Raw genomic sequence first — 18,805 nt, 5'->3', positions numbered from 1 at the left:
AATTATTCGCTATCAAGATATTCAGTTGCTACGCTCGATCCAAATCTCACCTTCAGAACGAGACACAAAAGCCGCCAGGAGACCCGGGTCTCCCCTGGTCGACGCCCGCACCACGATGACATCGCCAGCATCCTCGACGCCCTCGATCGACAACGCCGAAAGCCCCGAGAACACCACACCAACGAACTTCGCCATCTCAGCCACAAATGATCATGACAAGCCGCCAGCTCACCCCAGCCGCGGACTCCGCCGCACCACCACCGAAAGTGCTCCAGAGCCGAACGTTTGACAGACCCACACGGCGCTGCCGCGCGCCGTGCAGGCTCAATACCGCCGCGCGATCGAAGACGGGCATGGCGCCGAGGGGTGGACCCGGATCATCGACGGTATCCGTGCCCCGCGAGTGAACCCAGGAATGCCGTCCGCCGTGCGTGGCGACAGGGCATCTCAGCCAGCTCGTTGGCCCAGCACGACGTCGAGCACGTGCAGTACGGCGGCGCCGATCAACGTGGTGCTCTGGCGGTGGGCCTGGTGGGGTTGCCCTGCGGGGTCGGGTATGGCGTCCTCGGCGGCGGTGACGGGTGGGCGGAGTCCGCGTTGCCCGCGGGCCGCGGCGACGGTGGCTCGGGCATGGTGAACCGGGTCGTCGAAAGACTCCGTCGGCGTCACATGGGTCAGCAGCCGGCTGAACTCGCGTAGGCAGAACGTTCTGGGCAGTGCGCCGGGGTACTGCCAGACGACGTGGGCGCGGTGCGTCCGCTCGGCGGTGAGCACGAGGTCCGCGCCTTCCACGTCGGCTGTGTCGAGTCGCTGCGCGAGGTGATCCAGCCCGGCCGCGCCGCGCATTCCCCACCGCACCAATTCGTCATGCGTGAACGGGTGAATCGGGGCGTCGGGCGTGGCGTGGGTGCCCGCGCTGCTTACCACGAAGCGGGTCGCGTCGGGCGGGGGGAGACGCATGGCGAGCGCGTGCCGCGCGAGCAGTTCGGCGAACGGTGAGCGGCAGATGTTCGCGGTGCACACGAACAGAATCCGGAAAGGGGAGCCGTCCACCCTCATCTGGGGGCACTGCCCAACACATTTTCGGGGTCGCCCCGCAGATATTCGGCGATCCGGTCGGTGCCGAGCGCGCTCCACAGGCTGTCTCCGCGGGCGCGGTCGAGGTACACCACCGACTGGGCGCCCTCCCGCCCCAACCTCGTCACCGGCGCGGTGAGGAACGTGACGCGGCCGGGGGACTGGTTGCGCAGGCTCATGGCCAGCGTCCGCAGGGTCTGGTCGTCGAGGGTGTCGTCCATGCTGACCGCCCTTGTCACGGAGTCGACCAGCCGGTAAAGGCCGAGGGGATCCTTCAATGTCCCCGCGGCCGAGATCTTCGCCATCAAGGCCCGCAGGGCGTTTTGCTGTCGCTGGACGCGGTCCAGGTCGCCGCGCGGCAGGCCATAGCGCTGTCGCACGTAAACCAGCGCCGTGTTGCCGTCGAGGTGGTTCGACCCGGCCTGGAAGGTCACGTCGCCCTCTCGGGTCTGCTCGGCGACGACCACGTCGATGCCGCCGACGGCGTCGACGACCGACTTGAAGCCCAGGAAGTCGACGGCCACGAAGTGGTCGACGCGGACGTGGGTGAGCGCCTCGACCGTCTGCACCATCAGGGTCGGACCGCCCCAGGAGTAGGCGGCGTTGATCTTCGCCATGCCGTGCCCGGGGACTGAAACCCAGCTGTCGCGGGGAATCGACGCGACGGTGACCGTGGTCCGGTCCTGGGACAACCGCACCAGCATGATCACGTCACTGCGTTGAGCGCCGGGCGTGAAGGACTGCTCGGCGGCCTCGGTTCCCGTCGTCGGCTCGGCCGAGAGGGAGTCGCTGCCCACGATCAGGAACGTCAGGCCCTGGCTTGCCGGTCCGGGCGGGACGGGCGGACGCTGTTCCGGGTCGAGTGGTCCGAACACGGTCGGCACCCGCTGCACGTTGCCGGTCAGGCGTTCGGTCAGCACATAGAGCCCGCCTGCGGTGGCGCAGACCAGCACGGAAACCAACACGACCGCCATCCGGAATGCGCGAAGCCATGTCGAGCGGACGCGCGCCGACTGGGGTCCCTGCTCACGTGCGCCCGTGTCCATGATCAGGCCTCCGAACGGCTCTTCTGCTGGTCCGTCTCCGGGACGGGTGAACCGTTGGGCTCCGGAGCGGGCCGCGGCGGGGCGAAGCCGAGAAGGGACGACCCGCATGACCTGATTCCGCCGGTTCACCCGCGCCCCCTGCCGTGCGGCTGCCTGCTTCCCGCACGCCGCCTATCGGGGCTGGGGCCCGGCTGCCCGTCGACGTCGAGCGTTTGGCGACGGGGCCTGGACGACACCCTTAGAAGTACTGTGGTGTACTTTTGTGGTCTTGGCCGCCGCCACGACGCGCCGATGCTGGAGGACGTCCTCATGACTAACCCGAACGAACAGTTGATCCAGCGCTTCTACCGCGCCTTCGATCGGGGTGACGGCGACGATATGGCCACCTGCTACGGCCCGACCGTCGCGTTCAGCGACCCCGTCTTCCCCGACCTGCGCGGAGATCGCGTCGGTGCGATGTGGCGAATGCTCACCCGTGGTCCCGGCGAGGTCCGGGTCGACCTGATCGACTGCCGTGCCGACGCGGAGACCGGTTCAGCGCGCTGGAGGGCAAGTTATGTGTTCAGCGATACTGGACGCCCAGTGGTGAACGACATCCAAGCCAGCCTGCGGTTCGCGGGCGGACTCATCGTGGAGCACCGCGACGACTTCGACTTTCACCGGTGGGCTCGCCAGGCGCTCGGCTCAACCGGTCTGCTGTTGGGGTGGACGCCGATGCTGCGCGCGGCGGTCCGGCGCAAGGCCGCCGTCCGGCTGGAGAGCTTCATCGCCGAGCCCTCGCCTCGTAACCGGCAGCAGTCCTGACGGGGCGGGCCGGGGGACGTTCTTAGTCGGCCCAGCCACGTAGGACGGCCACGTGCAGTTGTACGGCGGTGTCCTCAAGTTGCGGCAGTGTCGCCGTGGCGTCGGCGCGGACCCGGGCGGCAACGAGTTCGTGCATACCGCCGACCAATGCGACGAAGGCGTCTTCCGGGACCGGGGGCCACGAGGGGTCGGCCCGCCTGACGTCGGCATGCCAGTTCCGGTTCGTGGCAATGAAGCGCTCGTGCGCCGCGACGAACCGGGCCTGGGCGAGCGGACCCGCGGCCAAGCCCTCGATGACGAACGTCCGCGCGAACTCCGGCTCCTCGGCGAGGAACTCCAAGTAAGCCCGCAGGCCACGGCGCAATCGGTGCACCGGGTCATCGCAGGGCGTTTGAGTCGCCTGCTGAATCCGCGCGAACATAAGCTCGACGCCAAAATCGGTGGCGGCCAGTAAGCAGGACTCCTTGTCTGTGAAATGCGCGTAGAAGGCATTGCGCGACACACGCGCCCGGCGCACGACGTCGGCGATCATGACCTTGGCGTACCCCTGCTCTGCCGTGGCCGCGATCATGGCCCGAACGAGGCGGTCGCGCTGCGCCGACCCGACCACGTCTACGGGGAGGCTGCTCCGGCCCCGCGGCAGGCCGGGGAGTCCCGCCTGTGTGCGAGCCAGTGAACCGACAGGGAAGCTCTTGTTGTCCATCCCAGAAGTATCCTAGAGTACTTTTGAAGGTCTCGTGGTCCGGGCAATGCCGGAGGTGGCGCGGATGACTCGTCGAATCCTATCCCTGCTGATGGGCTTGGTGGCCGCGGCCACCGCCGTCGTCGCACCATCGATCGTTTCAGCGAAACAGGCCGAAGCAGCGGTACGCAAGCAAGTGAACACCGACTACACCCTACTTCGCCGTGGGCCGCGGTCCTACGTGATCGGCACGGCTACCGCGGACGTCCACGGCGAACAGGACGCGGGTTACCGATGGGCGCGAGTATACGGCGACATCAACACCTGCCTGTGGATCTACTCCGGTGCTGTCAGCGGCAGCAGTCCCGTCAACGCCAGCTGTGGTGACCCCACGGTCATGTCGACCACGCAGTTCACCAACGGCCAGATCGGCGGAAGCGCCGCCGACGGTGCCCTCGTGGCGACCACGCCTGGACCCGGATGCGCCACTTGGAACGGCACAAACATCATCGGTTACGGCAATGTGCGCCCGTGGCTGGTGCCGACGACCGCGAGCGCGGCGCTGGCGGGCCAGGTCGCCATCGGCCAGTCGGTGCGGGGGCGATGCGTGTCCAGGGACGGCCGCTGGGTCATGGTCCGCGATCCCAGGGCAGGCAGCACCGACGGTGTCGGGCAGCAGGGTTGGTACTTCATCCCACGAGGCTGCCTGCCCGCCACGCTGCCGAGCTGACCGGGACGGGCGGCGCACCTCGACAAATCGCCCCGTTGTTCCCGCACGAACCGATCCTGCCGATTCCCGGCCGGGCCGGACCATCATTCCCAGGAGGAACATTATGCGCCGAGCACTGCCCGTGGCTGTCGCGATCGGGGTGGCCTCACTGCTCTCCCCGCCAGCCGCCCAGGCGGCCGTCGTCCCCGACCACGCCATCGTCGTGTGCCAGAGCGCGAGCTTCTACGCCAACTACGACAGCAGCTCCGGCCCGGTCGGCCTCAAGCGCGTTCTGTACTACGGCGACAAGATCGGCCACACCCGTGGCGCCCACCCGGTCTACAACGGCTGGGCGGCCGCCTTCGACTTCGGGCCCAACGATTGGGGCTACATCCGTTACGAATGCATCGGCGGATACGGCTCCTGGTAAGCGACCCACCCACCGAACCGCCAGGGAGATCTCCATGCAGCGCACCGTCACCGTCCTCGCCCTCACCTCTGCCGTCCTCATAGCGGCAACCGGCACCGCCCACGCGGCCAACGGCACCGTCGGCCACCGAGAAACCGTTTGCGCGCAAAGCCTCGCCGTCCGCACCGAACCCCTCGGCGCCTGGATGGGCACCCTCACCTATCCCCAGACTTTCCTCGTTGAGCACATCTCCGGCCAATGGGTCTACGGCTTCGCCTACGGCAACATCAACCGCCGGGGCTGGGTCCAGGACGGTTGGTTCTGCTGAACCATGCTCGATGTGTCGGGCTACCAGGTCCGGATCGCGCCTGACAATCCCTGCTGACCCGCGCGCTGGCAACACCGACGGCATCGGCCCGCAAGGCTGGTATTTCACCCCACGTGGCTGCCTACGAGCGATGCTGCCGGGCTGAGCCCTTCAGGCACGGCTCAGCCCGGGAGCGGTTGGCGGGACCGGCACGTGCGCCCACTTCGTTGTAACGCGCAGCCGGTCGGTCGGAGGAGCGGAAGCAGGAGCGCACGGTCCAGCTCGCCGGACGGGGTGTATTGATGGATCTGGCCGGGCCCCACGGCTCGTCGCGCTAGGGCGTGTCCGCCGGAACATCTGATCAAATACTGGTGTGGCGCGTGGTGATCTGACAGATGCGGAATGGGCGATCTTGGAGCCGTTGTTGCCGGCGGTGAGCCAAGGCCGGGGCGGGCGTTGGGGAGATCGACGTCGGGTGATCAACGGGATTTTGTGGCGGATGCGCACTGGTGCGCCCTGGCGGGACGTGCCGGAACGGTATGGGCCGTGGAAGACCTGTTATGAACGGTATCGGCGGTGGGCTGCGGATGGCACATGGGCGCAGCTCAAGCAGCAGGTCATCGGGCGTGCCGAAGTCGACGAGGAGATCGATTGGGACGCCCAGGTCGACTCCACGATCGTGCGGGCTCATCAGCACGCCGCAGGTGCCCGTAAAGGGGGCTGAGTGCCGAGGAATCGCGGGCAGCGCAAGGACTGGGCCGGTCTCGAGGTGGTCTCACGTCCAAGATCCACACTATCACCGATGGTCGGGGAAGATCACTGGCGACCCGGGTCACACCAGGTCAAGCCGCTGACGTGACCCAGCTGGTGCCGCTGCTGGAGCAGATCGCGGTGCGCCGGCCTGGTGGTGTTGGTCGGCCTCGGCAGCGACCGGACTCGCTGACCGGGGACAAAGCCTATGGCAGCAAGGCCAATCGGGCAGCGTTGCGCCTGCGGAAGATCAAGGCGGTGATCCCGCAGCGTCGGGATCAGGTCGCCAATCGGCTGCGTAAGGGATCGGCCGGTGGTCGCCCTCCGAGTTTCGATGCCGAGCACTACAAGCGACGCAACCAGGTCGAGCGGGGTTACAACCGCCGCAAGCAGTTCCGGGCGTTGGCCACACGCTACGACAAGCTGGGTCTGCACTGGCAAGCGACCAACGACATCGTCGAGACCCTCGACTGGATCCGCGCTAAACCAGACAAATCACGACCTGATCCGGCGGACACGCCCTAGCCCCTTTGGCATCCCACACTTGTGCCGTCCGAGAGACCGGTCCGTCCCTTGGGCAGGCCGCCGGATCGGTCTTCCGGACTCAAGTTGCACTGAGCGCAACGCGGTGTTGTGGTCGGTGGCGCCGTGTGCGCAGGATGCATCCGCATGGATGCGACGGGGCGTTCGACGGCGGCGAAGCTGCTGGCCGCGCTGGAGGCGCTCGGTGTCGGCGCCGGCGGGCGGGACGGCCTGACGGTGGTGGGACTGGCCCGGGCGCTTGGCCGGGACAAGTCGGTCGTCTCACGGCAGTTGCGTGCTCTTGTCGATCTCGGCTTGGCGGAACGTGACGAGAATGGGCGACACCGTCTGGGGTGGCGATTGTTCACGTTGGCGTCGCGGGCCGGTGACCAGCGGATGCTGCTGCTGCACCGCGGATGATGCGCAGGTTGTCGGACATCACGCAAGAACGCGTTCACTGCAGCGTGCTGCACGGTGGCGAGGTCCTCACGATCCTCTCGGAGAGCTCGCTTGGACTCCCGGATCTCGGCAGCCATAACGAAACTGAGCGGTGCACGCGATCAGTCTCTTGTGGACACTTAGGGTCGACTTGTGGGACAGGGTAACGTCAGTGTGGCCAACCCATGAGTACCGCGTGGTGTAGCGCGACCGCGGCGTCCTCCAAGGCGGGTAGTTCGGCGGTGCGACCCCCTCGGACCCGAGTGGCCACAAGTTCGTGCATCGCGCCGACCAGTGCGACGTACGCGTCGTCGGGGACGTCCGGCCAAGAGGGGTGTCGATCGCGTGCTGCCCCGTACCAGCGCCGGTTGAGTTCGGCGAAGCGCTGATGGGCGGTGATGGACCGCTCTTCGGCGCGTGGGCCGGCGGCGGACGCGTTGAGCAGGAAGGTGCGGGCGAATTCCGGTTTCGTCCGCGAGGAATCGAAGGTACGCGCGCAGGCTGGCGCGCAATACCGTCCACGGCTCCGCTGAGTGGGTCTTGCGGGTCGCGTCGGCGAGCGTGGCGAACATCAACTCGACGCCGATGTCGGTGGCCGCCAGGAAGCAGGACTCCTTATCCGCGAAGTGTGTGTAGAAGGCCTTGCGCGACACGCGGGCCCCTCGCACGACGTCGGCGATCATCACCCGCGGCGTAGCCCAGTTCCGACGTGGCGGCGATCACCGCGCGCACCAGTCGGTCGCGTTGGGCAGTTCCGACGACGTCCGCGGGCAGGCTGTTGCGGCCTCGGGGCAGCCCCGGCTGGTTCTCGTGGGTTCGCGCGAGCGATCCCTGTGGTTCCTTGACTGGCATCACAAAAAAACCTTAGAGTACTTTTGGATGGCCTGGAATGATCGGAGGGACTGCGGATGCGACGACATGCGGCGATATTCCTAGGGTTGGCCACGGCCGCGATGGTGGTGGCGGTTCCGATGAACGGGAAAGCGCCCACGGCGGAGGCCGCCGTTCGCAAGAGCGTGACGACGGACTACACCCTGTTGCGACGGGGGCCCGCGTCTTACGTCATCGGCACCGCCTATCGCAATTGGACATTCGACGTGCATGGAGAGGCGCAGTCCGGCTATCGGTGGGGACGAGTGTACGGCGACCTCAATGTCTGCCTGTGGATCTACTCGGGCGCTGTCGCGGGCAGCCAGTCGGTCAACGCGAGCTGCTCTGACCCGGTGATCTTCTCCACCTCGCTGTTCACCAATGGCCAGATCAGCGGTGGCGCCGACGACGGGTCCAGCGTCGCCACTATCGCGGGCGCCGGATGCGGCACCTGGAACGGAACCCACATCATCGGCTACGGCAACGTCCGTCCCTGGCTGGTCCCCGCGTCCCCGAGCGCGGCGCTGGCGGGCCAAGTCGCGATCGGACAGACAGTGCTGTGGCGCTACGTCTCCCGCGACGGGCGCTGGGTCATGATCCGCGATCCGCGGGCGGGGAGCACCGACGGCGTCGGCCAGCAGGGTTGGTACTTCATCCCTCGTGGCTGCTTGCCCGCGGCGCTGCCCGGCTGAGCTACGAACCCGCTTATCCCGGTAGCAATGCTCCAGGGGGAGCCGACATGTGTCCCGACGACGTTCCGTTCGAGGAGTCGATATCACTGCCGCCTGAGCTCGTCGAGGTCTACCGGATACTGCTGGACGGGCCTTCCACCGCCGACGAGTGCGGCCAGATCGCCGGCCGCTCAGCCGAAGACATCGACGAGATCCTGCGCCGCCTCGTGGCACTCCGACTCGTCCGTCGCACGCTCGCCGACCGTTCCTATTGGGAGGCCGTGCCGCCGGACATCGCGATCGCCGAGACAGTCGCACCGATCCAGGCCCAGGTCCACCGGCTGGCCAGGCGTGGTGAGCAGGTGCGCGCGGAACTGGCTGGATTGAACTCCATCTACCAGGCCACCTTGCGCAAGCAGCTCGCCGCCGAAAGCAGCGAAGTGCTGTTCGGCTGTGATGACGTGCGCAGGCGGCTGCGAGACCTGGCGGTGCAGACTCAGCGCACCGCGATCGCGATGCACCCCACCATGGCGCCAGTGGAGATGCTGACCGCAGGATGGGAACTTGATCGGTGCTTGCTCGAGCGCGGCGTGCGGTACCGGGTTATCTGGCCGCACTCCGCGCGCCGCCAGTCCGAGTCGACGGAGCACCTCGGGCTGCTCCGGAGACTGGGGGGTGACATGCGGACCGCAGCCATGCTCCCGTCGCGGATGATGCTGCTCGACGAGACGGTCGCGCTCGTGCCGCTGCCCACCGACCACGGCCCCGGCGCGGCCATCGTTCGGGACCCGATGGTGATCGAATTCCTGGTCCGCGTCTTCCAGGACATCTGGGAGCGTGCTCAGCCGCTCGGCGGCGTGGCCACTGACGAGCCCGCCTTCGAGGAGATCGAGGTGGCGATCCTCAACGGCCTCGCGTCGGGCTGCGGTGACGACGCGATCGCTCGCAGGCTCGACATCTCCACCCGCACGCTGCGCCGCTACCTCAGCGCTCTTCTCGAGCGGCTCGGGGTGGAGACTCGGTTCCAGTTGGGACTCGCGGCGATGCGCCACGGCTTGATCACCTTGGTTGGTGACAACGGTCAAGACGGGACCGGCAACCATTGACGGCCGGGAGTGGTCAATGCGGCTCGATCCCGTAGGCGTACACCGCGCTCTCCTGCTCGACTGGGACGTCGTCATCAGCATGCGGATCGGAATTCCGCCCCACAGTTTCGTCGTCCTCGGCACTGGCCGGGCGGGCCAAGCTTCTCCAGTCCTTGGCCGTCGACGGATCGCCATCGTCACCTGGGACACGCGGGCGGGCCGCAGCGGCGGCGATGGCCGATTCTTGCCAGCCGATGACCTGGTCCGGACAGGCAGCCTACTGGCCATCGAGCTGCGCATGGGGTTCATTGATTACCAATCGCTGACACCGTCGCGACCGACCCGAGTCACGCGCCCGGTTACCCCGTTTCGGCGTGGGACTCGGTACGACCACGGATCGAGAACCAGATGAGCACTCCCATCCCGCAAACACGCAGAGATCCGCGGATCCGGCCGGAAGCCGCCGTGTGGTCGAAGGACCCGGTTGCGAGGAAGGTCCAGCAGTTCGACGAGTTCATCGAGCGACTGTTGACCCTCGGCGTGTGCCACGAGGCCCTGTTGTTGCTGCCCAGCTGCAGCACCTCCGCGATCAAGCTCTCCGCTCAGATCGCCGGTACCGTCCGGCGTCGAGGCGGGCGGATACGCTTGGTGATGCGAGCCGAACTGCGCGATATCCCTGAGATCGCGGAGCACGTGCGATGGTTGCGCGCCCATGATGTGGTTCCGCGAATGGTCGAGCAGGTACCCGTGATGGCGGCGGTCCTCGATCGACGCGTGGGCGTCGTGTTCGATCGGACGTCAGGACCGACGGTCCGTACCGGGTCGTCGGTCCGCTTCCTGTGTGGACTCGGTGACGCGCTCTGGGATCGCGGAACTCCCATGTGCGCAGCGATGTCGAGCAAACCGAACCAGCGCGCGGAGCTTGTCCTGCGCATGCTCGCAGAAGGTCTCACCGACGACGCGGTGGCTCGCAAGATCGGGGTCAGCGTCCGTACCGTCCGCGCTGATGTGGCGTTGGTCATGACGGACATCGCCGCGCACAGCCGCTTCCAGGCAGGAGTGCGCGCTGCGCGGCTCGGACTGATCTGAACACTTCACGAACTGCCGCTCCGGCGTCGTATGCGGCTGTCCGACCCTGATCCCAGCAGTTGCACCACTGTCAACAATCAGTCACCGAGGAGACCAATGGAAACGATCGCGCAGGTCCTCGTCGGAGTCGTCGCGGTGTTCCATCTGTACTTTCTTGTCCTGGAGATGTTCCTGTGGCAACGTGCACCAGGACGCAGACTCTCCGGCTTCGACGCGAAAACCGCCGAGTTGACCGTCCCTCTGGCTGCGAACCAAGGCCTGTACAACGGTTTCCTCGCCGGAGGTCTCGTCTGGGGACTGGTCGCCGGCCCTCCGAGCGGATTCGGTGTGCTGGTGTTTTTCTTAAGCTGCGTGGTGATCGCGGGTCTGTATGGGGCTGCGACAGCGAGCCGGACCATCTTGTTCGCGCAGGCGTTGCCCGGCGCGACCGCGTTGGTAGCGGTGCTCATCGCCCACTGACGATCAGGTCTACATCGGTCCGCGCCGTCCTGCCGAACAGCCGCTTTCCGAAGGTGCCAAGTGCTGCCGCGGGCGGTGGCGGTCGCCCTCGTGTTCGGCGGGTTAGCCGCCTTCCTCCAGTACGACGCGCGCAGCGAGGAGATCGCATCGCACGTCGCCGTTGCCAGCCCGGTCAGCGTGGAGGTCGTGGAGGTCAAGGATGCCCCTCGACGTCCAGGTCGCGCTGCCGAGCGGGCAGCGGGCATGGCTGGCTCCCCTTACCCCCGAGAACTTCCGGACAGGCAAGGCGGTGCCAGTGCTCGTCGACGGCGACTGGGTCCAATTGGCGACCGAGCCGGAGGACGTCACGTGGTGGCTGACCCTCGGGGCCGCCGCCCTGGTGCTCGCGGGCATGGTGATGGTGTGGGAGCGGCGCCGAACCCGGCTGTGGGCGGATCCGGTGACGGCGGTCCGGCTCCAGTCGGTCGGCCGAGGAGTCCTGATCACCGACGGCGGAGTCACGGTGGCCAGGGTGTCGGGGCTATCTGACGGGTACCGCGACGTGCTGGTGGCGGGGGAGTGGCACCATCGCGGCCAGGTCGTCGTCGTGGTCGACGGTGAGGTCGCGGCGACGGGCACCCTGAGGCGCGTCCGCTCCCGGGATCTCTTTGTGGCCGACCCGGGATCGGAGGTGACCGCGGTTGCGGTGACCGAGGGCGAGCCGGTCGACCTGCCACACGCGGTGTGGTCCACCCGACCCAACCAGCGGCTCGTGCCGTTGCTCGCGCTGGGCGCGTTCGCGTTCGCCTTGGCCGCGTACCTGTGGCGTGACGGGTTCGGGGTGCTGCTGGCCGGGGCGCAGTGCGTGCTGTGGGCTATCACCTGTACCCAGCCGATGATGCGGATGGACGAATCGGGGGCTGCAGCTCAACACGACGCTGTGGAGGTTCCGGGTGCCGTGGGGCCGGCACGTCGGCCTTGTCCTCGCCGCCGTCGACGCGGACCGTCGCCAGTCAGTCGTCCCAGTGCGCGGTGAGGTGCGTTCGGCCCACCGTGACAGACACGGACTTCTTTCGCCGCACGGTGTCGCGGTGGATCGCGGTGGTGGCGTCCCCCGACCTGATTCCGATCACGACGTCCTTCGGCGGGAAGCGGTCGTCGGTCGCCAATACCGGGAACAACGCCCCGTCCTCGACGTAGTAGCCGCTGCGCCGCGGATAGGAACCGTACGGGTCGGTGCCGTAGCGGCGCAGCGCCCCGGTCTCGGTCGAGAGCACCCGGGTGTCGGGATGCTTTGTCCGCCAAGCCTTCCACGTGGTCCACAGCAGCGGCACGGTGGCCAGGCGCCGCCCCTTGTGCGCTCCGCTGATGGCCGTGCCCAGCAGCTGCGGCCACCGGGAGTCGGTCTCCCGGTCATACATGAGCAGGTTCGAGTTGACCAGGTCGCCGCTGGTGCCGAAGGTCGCCGCCGGTCCCTCGCGCATACCGGTGAACCCGATGACCGTGCCGGTGAGTGGGCAGTAGGTGACCGAGATCGGCTGCCCTGCCACGGTGTCGTTGACGACTCGTGCCAGACCAGCACGAGTTGCGGATAGGCCCGGACCTCACCCCGGTAGGCCAAGCCGAACACAGGTTCGTCGTCGGTCAGGAACTCGGCCTGGTCCGCGGCGACGAACCGTGGGCGGTCGATCGGGGGGATACCGTCCTTGCCAGGGCCGCCGGAGGTGACCGCGGCCGCCAGAGCGTCGAGCGAGGGCGGTTCCCCGGGAGCCAATGGCGCCACGTTCCGCGCGTGCGACGACGGCCAGAGCGCTACTCCTCCCGCGACCCCGAGCGTGCCGAGCCCGCCGAGCACCACCGCGCCTTTGAGGAACTGCCTGCGCGACGGGGGCTGAGGTTCGAGAGCCATCGTGCATCACCTCCGCCAAGACCCATGGGACTCCCATAGGCGGCCGGATGCGGCGCGCACTGTCAGGCAGGTGACACAGCTTCGGGCTCTTCGCCGAGGGCGAGCAGTCCGCGCACGACGGTGACAAGGTCGCCTCCGGTGACGTCCGGTGGGTCGAACAGCTCGCCGAACCGGCCTTCCAGGCTGCTGACCCATCCGGTGAGCAGGCCTGCCTGGCGCGCGCCGTGGGTGTCCCAGGCGTGTGCGGCGACCAGTGCCAGTCGCTCGGCGTCGACACCGCAGGTTGTGACGGCGTGCCGGTACGGCTCGGGGGCGGGTTTCCACCGGCGCACGGCCTCCACGGACACCACCTGTTCGACGTAGCGGTCCAGCGCGGCACGCCGGAGCAGGGTGGTCGTGGTGGTGGCCGAGCCGTTGGTGAGCGCGATGACCCGGACACCCGCCTCGCGGGCAAGGTGCATCGCGTCGGCCGCCTCCGGGTGTGGGTCCAGGGTGGCGAAGGCGGCCACGACCCCGTGCGCGGCTTCCTCGGACAGGTCGCTGACGCCGCGCAACGCCCCGACGGCGACCTCGGCGAACGGGCGGAAGGCGCCTGATGCGGTGAGCGCGAACGCGTCGCGCAGCAGGCGGGTGAACCAGAGACGCAGCAGCTCCGGGGACTCTCCGGCCCGCTGGAGCACATCGCCGAGCGGATCGAGCGGGAAGAGCGTCTCCACCACGTCGAACGCGATGACCAGTGGACGCTGGGGCATGGTCACTCCTGGCCTGCCGGGCGGGCGGTGCGTCCACCGTGGCCGCCGACGAACTGGGCTGCCGCCTGCTGCACCGCCACCGACCACGTCGGGTAGGCGTGCACGGCTTGGGCGAGCCGACCGGTGAACATGCCGGTGTGCATGGCCAATGCCGGTTCGTGGATCAGCTCCCCGGCCCGCTCGGCCATGATCGTCGCGCCGAGGATCCGCCCGCCGCCGAGACCGCGCAGCACCGGTCGAGGGCCCGCGATCAGCTTGACGAACCCGGTGGTGCGGTCCGCCGTGATCGCCCGGTCCACTTCGGACAGTGGGAGAAACGCCACCCGCGCTCGGCCGCCGGTGAGCTCGTGCTCGGCGACGCCGACGGTGGCGATCTCGGGGTCGGTGAACACCACGCGCGGGACCGCGTCCGAGATGAAGGTGGGCCTGCGGGTGCGGCGCAGTGCGGCCCCGACCGCGACGCGCCCCATCGCGTAGGCGGCGTGGGTGTGCGGGAACAGGCCTGTGACGTCGCCCGCCGCGGACACGCCGTGGCCGGTGGTGGCCATGTGCCGGTCGACGACGATGAAACCCCGTTCGTCGGTGCGCACCCCGGCGGACTCCAGGCCAAGGCCCGCGGTGGCGGGCCGCCGTCCCACCGCCACGAGCAGCCGTCGCGCCGCCACCTCGGTGCCCGAAGTGGTCCGCAGCAGGACCTGGTCGCCGTCGCCCCGCACGGTGGTGACTTCGGCGTCGGTGTGCACCGTGATGCCTTCTTCGGCGAAGACCTTGGCGAGCAGGCAGGCGGCCTCCGGGTCCACATCGGACAGCAGCCGGTCGGCGGCCTCCACGAGGGTCACGGCCACCCCGAACCGGGCGAACGCCTGCGCCAACTCACAGCCCACCGCGCCGCCGCCCAGGATGGCGAGCGACTCCGGCCGCTCGACCAGGTCGAACACCGATTCCGTGGTCAGGAACGGGACCTCGGCGAGCCCATCGATCCGGGGCACCATCGGCGAGGCGCCGGTGGCGATCACGATGTGCGAACCCCGCACCCGCCTTCCACCGACTTCGACAGTGCCGCCCCCGGTGAGGCGGGCGTGCCCGCGCGAGACGTCGACGCCCTGCCCGCGGAGGACCGATTCGTCCTCGGTCGCGGCGATCCGCGCCACCGTGGCGCGAACACGGGCCATCGCGTCGGGAAACGACAGGCCCTGCGCGGCGGCGGCGATGAGCGTCTTCGACGGGACGCACCCGGTGAACGTGCAGTCCCCGCCGATCTCGCCCTCGGCGACCAGCAGCACCCGTGCCCTGGCGCGCGCCGCGGCGCTCGCGGCGGCCAGTCCCGCGGCGCCGCCGCCGATCACGATCACGTCGTAGTCCACGTCCCCAGCAAAGCAGAGTCGGGTCGGGTCGGCAGTGGGCTTGTCATCCGGCTGACACTCCGTGCCGCGGACACGGTGCGGCGATGTTCAGCTGGGTAGGTATCGACCGGCTCGGGAGTGAGGAAAGTTATGTCAGCGCGCAACGTCGACGTCGTGGTGATCGGGATGGGACCTGGGCGGGGAGGACGCGGCGGCCCGGCTGGCCAAGGCCGGGCTCGCCGTGGTCGGTGTGGAAGCCCGTCTGGTCGGCGGTGAATGCCCCTATTACGCCTGCATCCCGACGAAGATGATGATCCGTGCCGCGGACGCCCTCGGTGAGGCCCGCCGGGTCGCCGGGTTGGGCGGGACGGCGGCGATCCGGCCCGACTGGGCGCCGGTCGCCGCCCGGATCCGGGCCGAGGCCACCGACGACTGGGACGACACGGTCGCGGTCGAACGGTTCGAGAAGGCGGGCGGGCGGTTCGTCCGCGGCCGGGCGAAGATCACCGGGCCGCGCCAGGTCACGGTGTCGACGGCGAACGGGGACCAGGTCTTCGGTGTAGGGAAGGCGATCCTGCTCAACCCGGGCACCGAGCCCGCTGTCCCGCCGATCGATGGCCTGGCGGGCACGCCGTACTGGACCAACCGCGAGGCGGTGGCGGTCGAGCAGGTGCCGGAGTCGCTGGTCGTGCTCGGCGGCGGCCCGGTGGGGTGCGAGTTCGCCCAGGTCTTCGCCCGTTTGGGCGCGCGGGTGACCCTGGTGGAGGCCCAGCCCAGGTTGATGTCCGGTGATGAACCCGAGTCAAGCGAGTTGATCGAGGGTGTGTTCTCGGCCGAGGGAATCGACGTGCGCACCGGTGTCTCCGCGGCGCGGGTCGGCTACGAATCGGGTCGGTTCAAGGTTGATCTTGACGGCGGCGACGTGCTCAGCGCCGAGCGGGTGCTGGTGGCCACCGGCAGGCGCACCGACCTGGTGGCCCTCGGCGTGGGCGCGGTCGGCTTGGACGACCAGGCGCGGGGCATCGAGGTCGACGAGCGGATGCGCGCGGCCGACGGGGTGTGGGCGATCGGCGACGTCACCGGCAAGGGCGCCTTCACCCACGTGTCGATGTACCAGGCCCGGATCGCCGCCCCCGACATCCTCGGCGAGAACGCCGAGCCCGGCGATTACCGGGCGGTGCCTCGCGTGACGTTCACCGACCCGGAGGTCGGCTCCGTCGGTCTGACCGAGTCCGGCGCGCGCGAGCGCGGTCTCACCATTCGCACCGGCACCGCCCAGATCCCGTCCTCGGCTCGGGGGTGGATCCACAAGGTCGGCAACGAGGGGTTCGTCAAGCTGGTGGCGGACGCCGACCGGGGCGTCCTCGTGGGTGCGACCTCGGCAGGCCCGACCGGCGGGGAGGTGCTCGGCGCGCTCGCCGTGGCCGTGCACGCCGAGGTGGCCGTCGAGCGGCTGCGAGAGATGATCTACGCCTATCCGACCTTCCACCGCGCCATCGAGGACGCACTGCGCGACCTGGGCGACTGAGCCGCCGGGGTCGGCTCAGTCCGGCCCCGCCCGGCCGCCCCGCCTGGCCAGCCACCAGCCGAGCCCGGCGCCGATGGTGACCATCACCGCGGTCTCGGCGAGTGCTTCGTCGCCGCCGATGACATCGGGCCCGGCGAACAGCCCCCGCGACCGCGCCACGGCGGTGGCGGCGGAGGCGATCAGCAGGCTCACCGCGGCAAGAGCGGTGGCGGCGCGTGCGGGTACCGGGGTGCCGGTGAGCAGGCGCCGGGTGACCGGGGCCGCCGCGGCGACCAGGAGTGGGGCGAGGTGGTAGGTCGTGGTCGGCGTGCGTGATGCCAGCAGGAGCCAGAGCAGCGCGAAACCGAGCGCCGCGATGAAGGGACGCCACACCGGTGCGGCGGGCGCGGTGGTAGGCGCGAGGTCCGGCGCGTGGTCGCGGACCGCGGCCAACACTTGACGCATGCTCGGGTTGACCATGGCGTGGGAGCCGACGAACACCGTCGGGACGGTCTCGTTGCCGTCCGCGACCGAGCGCACCCTGGCCGCGGCTGCCGGGTCGGTCCAGATGTCGACCTCGCGCAGCGGCAGCCCGCTGCGCCGCAGCGGACCGCGCAGCGCCATGCAAAACGGGCAGCCCGGCCGCCAGTAGACCTCGACCACATCGGTCATGCGAACGTGCCCAACCAGGTGGTGAGCGCGTACAGCGCGACGTAGGTGCCCACGGCGACGGCCAGGACGGCGAGCAGCCGCCATCGCCACCGGCGCACCCCGGCGACGCTGCACTGGTCGCGGCGGCGCAGCGACCACCACACCAGCGCTGCCAGCACCGCCAAGCCGCCGAGGCGGAACCACCATGCGTAGTTGTCGTAGAGGTTCGTCGCCCACGCGAACGCCGTCCCCGCGCTGACGATTCCCACCAGCGCGAGCACGGTCGGGCCGACGCAGCACAGGATGCCGACGAGTCCGCCGGTCAGCCCCATCTGCCACACCGGCAGCCGATCCGACTTCGTCTTGCTGGAGGTGCCCGAGGCGTCTGTGGCGGCTGGGTCGCTCACCGCTTCCCGCCAAGCCACTGCGGCAGCCGCTCCAACAGACCGGAACGGTCGCCTTCGGGTTCGCCCTCGACCTGGACACCGTTCCAGAACGCGACGTGGTTCTTGATCCGCCGGGCCAGGGGACTGGGATGCGGGTAGTACCAGGCCGCGTCCGGGTTCACCTCGTCGTCGACGGCCACGGTGTAGTAGCGGGCCAGCCCCTTCCACAGGCACACCGACTTGCTTCGGCTCTCCATGAAGAACTCCCGGCGCAGCGAGTCGGGTGGGAAGTAGTGGTTTCCCTCCACCCGCACCGTCCGCGGCGCCTCGGCCAGCACCACACCGTTCCACACCGCACGCATCATCGACGATCGACCTCCATGGTCCAAGTCCACACCACCACGGGACTCCTCGCGCGACAAGTGTGGGCCGAAGCCCTCGAACCGGCTGAACTGTGCCTGATGAGCCGCACCGACGTCCGCGGACTGCTTGCCTGGACTGCGCGCACTGTCTGCGGCGCCGCAGCGCTCGCACGCCACGATGAGCGGCACCCCACACTCGCGCCGTGGCTGCGGGCCCGGCTCCAAGCCGTCCGCGACCACGTCATCGGCAAAGGGCTCCATGAACGCGGACTTCTCGCGTCGCTGCTGCGCCGGATCGACCGCCACCTGCCATAGCTAGTCGGTGCCCTGTGGGGTTTTGTCTGGTGCGCAACAGTTCTCCGATCCGGGTGGGCGGGCGGGTTCGCCCCGGACGCGTCGCACGACGACCGCGATAAGGGCCAGGACCGCGGCGCCGAGCAGCCATGGGTTGCCGAGAACCGTGCCGACGGCCCCGAACGCCGCCGCGGCGACCAGTAACGGCAGGCCGCAGCACAGGATGGGCAGCGACACCAGGCCGAGTGTGGTCAGCGTCCGACGTGTGCGTTCGGAATTGGCCACGGTCGGCTCCCGTCAGGCTGTCGGAGTGATACGCATGCACGCCGCCAGCGCGGCGGCGTTGTCCGCCGCCAGCGAGCGCGCCAGCGACACCAACTGGGCCACTCGCGGGTCGGCGACCCGGTAGTGCGCGAACCGTCCCTGCCGTCGAACCTCGACGTAGCCGCAGTCCGACAGACACCCGAGATGCGAGGACACCCGTCCCTGGGACAAGCCGACGTGGCTGACGCATTCGGTGACGGTGTGCTCGTCGTGGGCCAGGAATTCCAGCAGGCGCAACCGCACGGGGTCGCCGAGCGCGCGGAAGGACTTGGCCACCATCTCCACTCCGAGTTGCTCGGTGGGCAGCAGCGCCACTGGTTCGGAAACCGCGGCCATGTCGTGTCTCCTCCGAGATATGCGGATAGGCAAATATGACGTTA

The 18,805-nt window shown here is 68.9% G+C and carries 25 protein-coding genes and 2 pseudogenes; 14 read left to right on the top strand and 13 right to left on the bottom strand.

All coding sequences use genetic code 11. The annotated features are described in order from the left end of the window. Positions 1–21: 21 nt before the first annotated feature. Positions 22–195: a hypothetical protein gene (locus tag ACUZ2Y_RS04950; protein ID WP_476327332.1), complete on the bottom strand. Its 174-nt coding sequence runs from the start codon at positions 193–195 to the stop codon at positions 22–24. Between the two features lie 109 nt (positions 196–304). Between ACUZ2Y_RS04950 and ACUZ2Y_RS04945 the strand changes: the two are divergent. Then, positions 305–382 (top strand): annotated as a pseudogene (locus ACUZ2Y_RS04945) (imine reductase family protein); the annotation flags it as partial. A gap of 65 nt (positions 383–447) precedes the next feature. Here ACUZ2Y_RS04945 and ACUZ2Y_RS04940 read toward each other — a convergent pair. Beyond that, complete coding sequence (locus ACUZ2Y_RS04940) at positions 448–1,023, bottom strand: arsenate reductase/protein-tyrosine-phosphatase family protein (protein ID WP_476327330.1); 576 nt, start codon at positions 1,021–1,023, stop codon at positions 448–450. A gap of 32 nt (positions 1,024–1,055) precedes the next feature. Beyond that, positions 1,056–2,051, bottom strand: a complete 996-nt coding sequence (locus tag ACUZ2Y_RS04935) for an LCP family protein (RefSeq protein WP_476327328.1) — start codon at positions 2,049–2,051, stop codon at positions 1,056–1,058. A 381-nt stretch (positions 2,052–2,432) separates the two neighbouring features. Between ACUZ2Y_RS04935 and ACUZ2Y_RS04930 the strand changes: the two genes are divergently transcribed. Beyond that, on the top strand, positions 2,433–2,927 hold the full coding sequence (locus ACUZ2Y_RS04930; protein WP_476327326.1) for a nuclear transport factor 2 family protein: 495 nt from the start codon (positions 2,433–2,435) through the stop codon (positions 2,925–2,927). Between the two features lie 22 nt (positions 2,928–2,949). Here ACUZ2Y_RS04930 and ACUZ2Y_RS04925 read toward each other — a convergent pair whose 3' ends face one another. Then, positions 2,950–3,630 (bottom strand): TetR/AcrR family transcriptional regulator, encoded by a 681-nt coding sequence (locus ACUZ2Y_RS04925; protein ID WP_476327324.1) that lies wholly within the window; start codon positions 3,628–3,630, stop codon positions 2,950–2,952. A gap of 64 nt (positions 3,631–3,694) precedes the next feature. Here ACUZ2Y_RS04925 and ACUZ2Y_RS04920 point away from each other — a divergent pair, with 64 nt between their 5' ends. The 5 genes from ACUZ2Y_RS04920 (at position 3,695) to ACUZ2Y_RS04900 (ending at position 6,726) form a co-directional block, all read left to right on the top strand. Then, entirely contained in the window at positions 3,695–4,339 is a 645-nt protein-coding gene (locus ACUZ2Y_RS04920) for a hypothetical protein (RefSeq protein ID WP_476327322.1), read from the top strand. 103 nt (positions 4,340–4,442) lie between these two features. After that, positions 4,443–4,748, top strand: coding sequence for a hypothetical protein (locus ACUZ2Y_RS04915; protein WP_476327321.1), 306 nt, complete (start codon positions 4,443–4,445; stop codon positions 4,746–4,748). A 34-nt stretch (positions 4,749–4,782) separates the two neighbouring features. Continuing rightward, positions 4,783–5,055 (top strand): hypothetical protein, encoded by a 273-nt coding sequence (locus tag ACUZ2Y_RS04910; RefSeq protein WP_476327319.1) that lies wholly within the window; start codon positions 4,783–4,785, stop codon positions 5,053–5,055. A gap of 352 nt (positions 5,056–5,407) precedes the next feature. Next, positions 5,408–6,309 (top strand): IS5 family transposase gene (locus tag ACUZ2Y_RS04905; RefSeq protein WP_476327317.1). Its coding sequence is split into 2 segments (ribosomal slippage): positions 5,408–5,756 and positions 5,756–6,309, totalling 903 coding nucleotides; the frame shifts between segments, so codons are not numbered across the junction. A gap of 144 nt (positions 6,310–6,453) precedes the next feature. Beyond that, positions 6,454–6,726 (top strand): helix-turn-helix domain-containing protein, encoded by a 273-nt coding sequence (locus tag ACUZ2Y_RS04900; protein WP_476327316.1) that lies wholly within the window; start codon positions 6,454–6,456, stop codon positions 6,724–6,726. Between the two features lie 158 nt (positions 6,727–6,884). On the opposite strand, the gene ACUZ2Y_RS04895 is transcribed toward ACUZ2Y_RS04900, so the two are convergent. Further along, a complete protein-coding gene (locus ACUZ2Y_RS04895) occupies positions 6,885–7,427 on the bottom strand; it encodes a TetR/AcrR family transcriptional regulator (protein WP_476327314.1) in 543 nt (180 codons plus the stop codon). A 288-nt stretch (positions 7,428–7,715) separates the two neighbouring features. Between ACUZ2Y_RS04895 and ACUZ2Y_RS04890 the strand changes: the two genes are divergently transcribed. The 5 genes from ACUZ2Y_RS04890 (at position 7,716) to ACUZ2Y_RS04870 (ending at position 11,933) form a co-directional block, all read left to right on the top strand. Next, positions 7,716–8,306 (top strand): hypothetical protein, encoded by a 591-nt coding sequence (locus ACUZ2Y_RS04890; RefSeq protein WP_476327312.1) that lies wholly within the window; start codon positions 7,716–7,718, stop codon positions 8,304–8,306. Positions 8,307–8,353: 47 nt separating this feature from the next. Continuing rightward, positions 8,354–9,391 carry a helix-turn-helix transcriptional regulator gene (locus ACUZ2Y_RS04885; protein WP_476327310.1) on the top strand — a complete coding sequence of 346 codons (1,038 nt, stop codon included), beginning with the start codon at positions 8,354–8,356 and terminating at the stop codon, positions 9,389–9,391. A gap of 387 nt (positions 9,392–9,778) precedes the next feature. After that, positions 9,779–10,459 (top strand): helix-turn-helix transcriptional regulator, encoded by a 681-nt coding sequence (locus ACUZ2Y_RS04880; protein ID WP_476327308.1) that lies wholly within the window; start codon positions 9,779–9,781, stop codon positions 10,457–10,459. Positions 10,460–10,555: 96 nt separating this feature from the next. Beyond that, positions 10,556–10,918 carry a DUF1304 domain-containing protein gene (locus tag ACUZ2Y_RS04875; protein WP_476327306.1) on the top strand — a complete coding sequence of 121 codons (363 nt, stop codon included), beginning with the start codon at positions 10,556–10,558 and terminating at the stop codon, positions 10,916–10,918. 199 nt (positions 10,919–11,117) lie between these two features. Further along, positions 11,118–11,933 carry a hypothetical protein gene (locus ACUZ2Y_RS04870; protein ID WP_476327304.1) on the top strand — a complete coding sequence of 272 codons (816 nt, stop codon included), beginning with the start codon at positions 11,118–11,120 and terminating at the stop codon, positions 11,931–11,933. On the opposite strand, the pseudogene ACUZ2Y_RS04865 reads toward ACUZ2Y_RS04870, so the two are convergent. The 3 genes and pseudogenes from ACUZ2Y_RS04865 to ACUZ2Y_RS04855 all read right to left on the bottom strand — a co-directional run bounded on the left by ACUZ2Y_RS04865 (position 11,911) and on the right by ACUZ2Y_RS04855 (position 14,922). Beyond that, a pseudogene (locus ACUZ2Y_RS04865) lies at positions 11,911–12,806 on the bottom strand (DUF3179 domain-containing protein). The gene ACUZ2Y_RS04870 and the pseudogene ACUZ2Y_RS04865 sit on opposite strands and share 23 nt — an antisense overlap. A gap of 62 nt (positions 12,807–12,868) precedes the next feature. Beyond that, on the bottom strand, positions 12,869–13,558 hold the full coding sequence (locus ACUZ2Y_RS04860) for a haloacid dehalogenase type II (RefSeq protein WP_476327302.1): 690 nt from the start codon (positions 13,556–13,558) through the stop codon (positions 12,869–12,871). A gap of 2 nt (positions 13,559–13,560) precedes the next feature. Then, positions 13,561–14,922, bottom strand: a complete 1,362-nt coding sequence (locus tag ACUZ2Y_RS04855) for a dihydrolipoyl dehydrogenase family protein (protein WP_476327300.1) — start codon at positions 14,920–14,922, stop codon at positions 13,561–13,563. A 229-nt stretch (positions 14,923–15,151) separates the two neighbouring features. On the opposite strand from ACUZ2Y_RS04855, the gene ACUZ2Y_RS04850 reads away from it, so the two are divergent. Further along, entirely contained in the window at positions 15,152–16,429 is a 1,278-nt protein-coding gene (locus ACUZ2Y_RS04850) for a dihydrolipoyl dehydrogenase family protein (protein WP_476327298.1), read from the top strand. 15 nt (positions 16,430–16,444) lie between these two features. Here ACUZ2Y_RS04850 and ACUZ2Y_RS04845 read toward each other — a convergent pair whose 3' ends face one another. Genes ACUZ2Y_RS04845 through ACUZ2Y_RS04835 form a run of 3 tightly spaced genes read right to left on the bottom strand, consistent with a single transcriptional unit; the run spans position 16,445 to position 17,810 of the window. After that, the gene (locus tag ACUZ2Y_RS04845) at positions 16,445–17,080 is read right to left on the bottom strand and encodes a glutaredoxin domain-containing protein (protein ID WP_476327296.1); all 636 of its coding nucleotides are present in this window, start codon (positions 17,078–17,080) and stop codon (positions 16,445–16,447) included. Beyond that, positions 17,077–17,466, bottom strand: coding sequence for a hypothetical protein (locus ACUZ2Y_RS04840; protein ID WP_476327294.1), 390 nt, complete (start codon positions 17,464–17,466; stop codon positions 17,077–17,079). The genes ACUZ2Y_RS04845 and ACUZ2Y_RS04840 overlap by 4 nt, the downstream gene beginning before the upstream one ends. Further along, a complete protein-coding gene (locus tag ACUZ2Y_RS04835; RefSeq protein WP_476327292.1) occupies positions 17,463–17,810 on the bottom strand; it encodes a DUF427 domain-containing protein in 348 nt (115 codons plus the stop codon). Before ACUZ2Y_RS04835 ends, ACUZ2Y_RS04840 begins: the two co-directional genes overlap by 4 nt. A 15-nt stretch (positions 17,811–17,825) precedes the next feature. On the opposite strand from ACUZ2Y_RS04835, the gene ACUZ2Y_RS04830 reads away from it, so the two are divergent. After that, positions 17,826–18,122 (top strand): hypothetical protein, encoded by a 297-nt coding sequence (locus ACUZ2Y_RS04830; RefSeq protein WP_476327290.1) that lies wholly within the window; start codon positions 17,826–17,828, stop codon positions 18,120–18,122. Here ACUZ2Y_RS04830 and ACUZ2Y_RS04825 read toward each other — a convergent pair whose 3' ends face one another. Together ACUZ2Y_RS04825 and ACUZ2Y_RS04820 are read right to left on the bottom strand one after the other, a co-directional pair. Next, positions 18,123–18,386, bottom strand: a complete 264-nt coding sequence (locus tag ACUZ2Y_RS04825; protein WP_476327288.1) for a hypothetical protein — start codon at positions 18,384–18,386, stop codon at positions 18,123–18,125. Positions 18,387–18,398: 12 nt separating this feature from the next. Further along, positions 18,399–18,761, bottom strand: a complete 363-nt coding sequence (locus tag ACUZ2Y_RS04820; protein ID WP_476327286.1) for an ArsR/SmtB family transcription factor — start codon at positions 18,759–18,761, stop codon at positions 18,399–18,401. Between the last annotated feature and the right edge of the window lie 44 nt (positions 18,762–18,805).

This window comes from Actinokineospora sp. UV203 (assembly GCF_056323665.1).
The sequence above is the reverse complement of the archived record's forward strand: the minus strand, read 5'-3'. Positions and strand labels throughout refer to the sequence as shown.

Bases quoted from the DNA above. Each gene is read 5' to 3' on its own strand.
- ACUZ2Y_RS04950 (WP_476327332.1), bottom strand. From the start codon at position 195: ATGGCGAAGTTCGTTGGTGTGGTGTTCTCGGGGCTTTCGGCGTTGTCG.
- ACUZ2Y_RS04935 (WP_476327328.1), bottom strand. From the start codon at position 2,051: ATGGCGGTCGTGTTGGTTTCCGTGCTGGTCTGCGCCACCGCAGGCGGG.
- ACUZ2Y_RS04930 (WP_476327326.1), top strand. From the start codon at position 2,433: ATGACTAACCCGAACGAACAGTTGATCCAGCGCTTCTACCGCGCCTTC.
- ACUZ2Y_RS04925 (WP_476327324.1), bottom strand. From the start codon at position 3,630: ATGGACAACAAGAGCTTCCCTGTCGGTTCACTGGCTCGCACACAGGCG.
- ACUZ2Y_RS04920 (WP_476327322.1), top strand. From the start codon at position 3,695: ATGACTCGTCGAATCCTATCCCTGCTGATGGGCTTGGTGGCCGCGGCC.
- ACUZ2Y_RS04915 (WP_476327321.1), top strand. From the start codon at position 4,443: ATGCGCCGAGCACTGCCCGTGGCTGTCGCGATCGGGGTGGCCTCACTG.
- ACUZ2Y_RS04910 (WP_476327319.1), top strand. From the start codon at position 4,783: ATGCAGCGCACCGTCACCGTCCTCGCCCTCACCTCTGCCGTCCTCATA.
- ACUZ2Y_RS04900 (WP_476327316.1), top strand. From the start codon at position 6,454: ATGGATGCGACGGGGCGTTCGACGGCGGCGAAGCTGCTGGCCGCGCTG.
- ACUZ2Y_RS04895 (WP_476327314.1), bottom strand. From the start codon at position 7,427: ATGATCGCCGACGTCGTGCGAGGGGCCCGCGTGTCGCGCAAGGCCTTC.
- ACUZ2Y_RS04890 (WP_476327312.1), top strand. From the start codon at position 7,716: ATGAACGGGAAAGCGCCCACGGCGGAGGCCGCCGTTCGCAAGAGCGTG.
- ACUZ2Y_RS04885 (WP_476327310.1), top strand. From the start codon at position 8,354: ATGTGTCCCGACGACGTTCCGTTCGAGGAGTCGATATCACTGCCGCCT.
- ACUZ2Y_RS04880 (WP_476327308.1), top strand. From the start codon at position 9,779: ATGAGCACTCCCATCCCGCAAACACGCAGAGATCCGCGGATCCGGCCG.
- ACUZ2Y_RS04875 (WP_476327306.1), top strand. From the start codon at position 10,556: ATGGAAACGATCGCGCAGGTCCTCGTCGGAGTCGTCGCGGTGTTCCAT.
- ACUZ2Y_RS04870 (WP_476327304.1), top strand. From the start codon at position 11,118: ATGCCCCTCGACGTCCAGGTCGCGCTGCCGAGCGGGCAGCGGGCATGG.
- ACUZ2Y_RS04860 (WP_476327302.1), bottom strand. From the start codon at position 13,558: ATGCCCCAGCGTCCACTGGTCATCGCGTTCGACGTGGTGGAGACGCTC.
- ACUZ2Y_RS04845 (WP_476327296.1), bottom strand. From the start codon at position 17,080: ATGACCGATGTGGTCGAGGTCTACTGGCGGCCGGGCTGCCCGTTTTGC.
- ACUZ2Y_RS04835 (WP_476327292.1), bottom strand. From the start codon at position 17,810: ATGATGCGTGCGGTGTGGAACGGTGTGGTGCTGGCCGAGGCGCCGCGG.
- ACUZ2Y_RS04830 (WP_476327290.1), top strand. From the start codon at position 17,826: ATGGTCCAAGTCCACACCACCACGGGACTCCTCGCGCGACAAGTGTGG.
- ACUZ2Y_RS04820 (WP_476327286.1), bottom strand. From the start codon at position 18,761: ATGGCCGCGGTTTCCGAACCAGTGGCGCTGCTGCCCACCGAGCAACTC.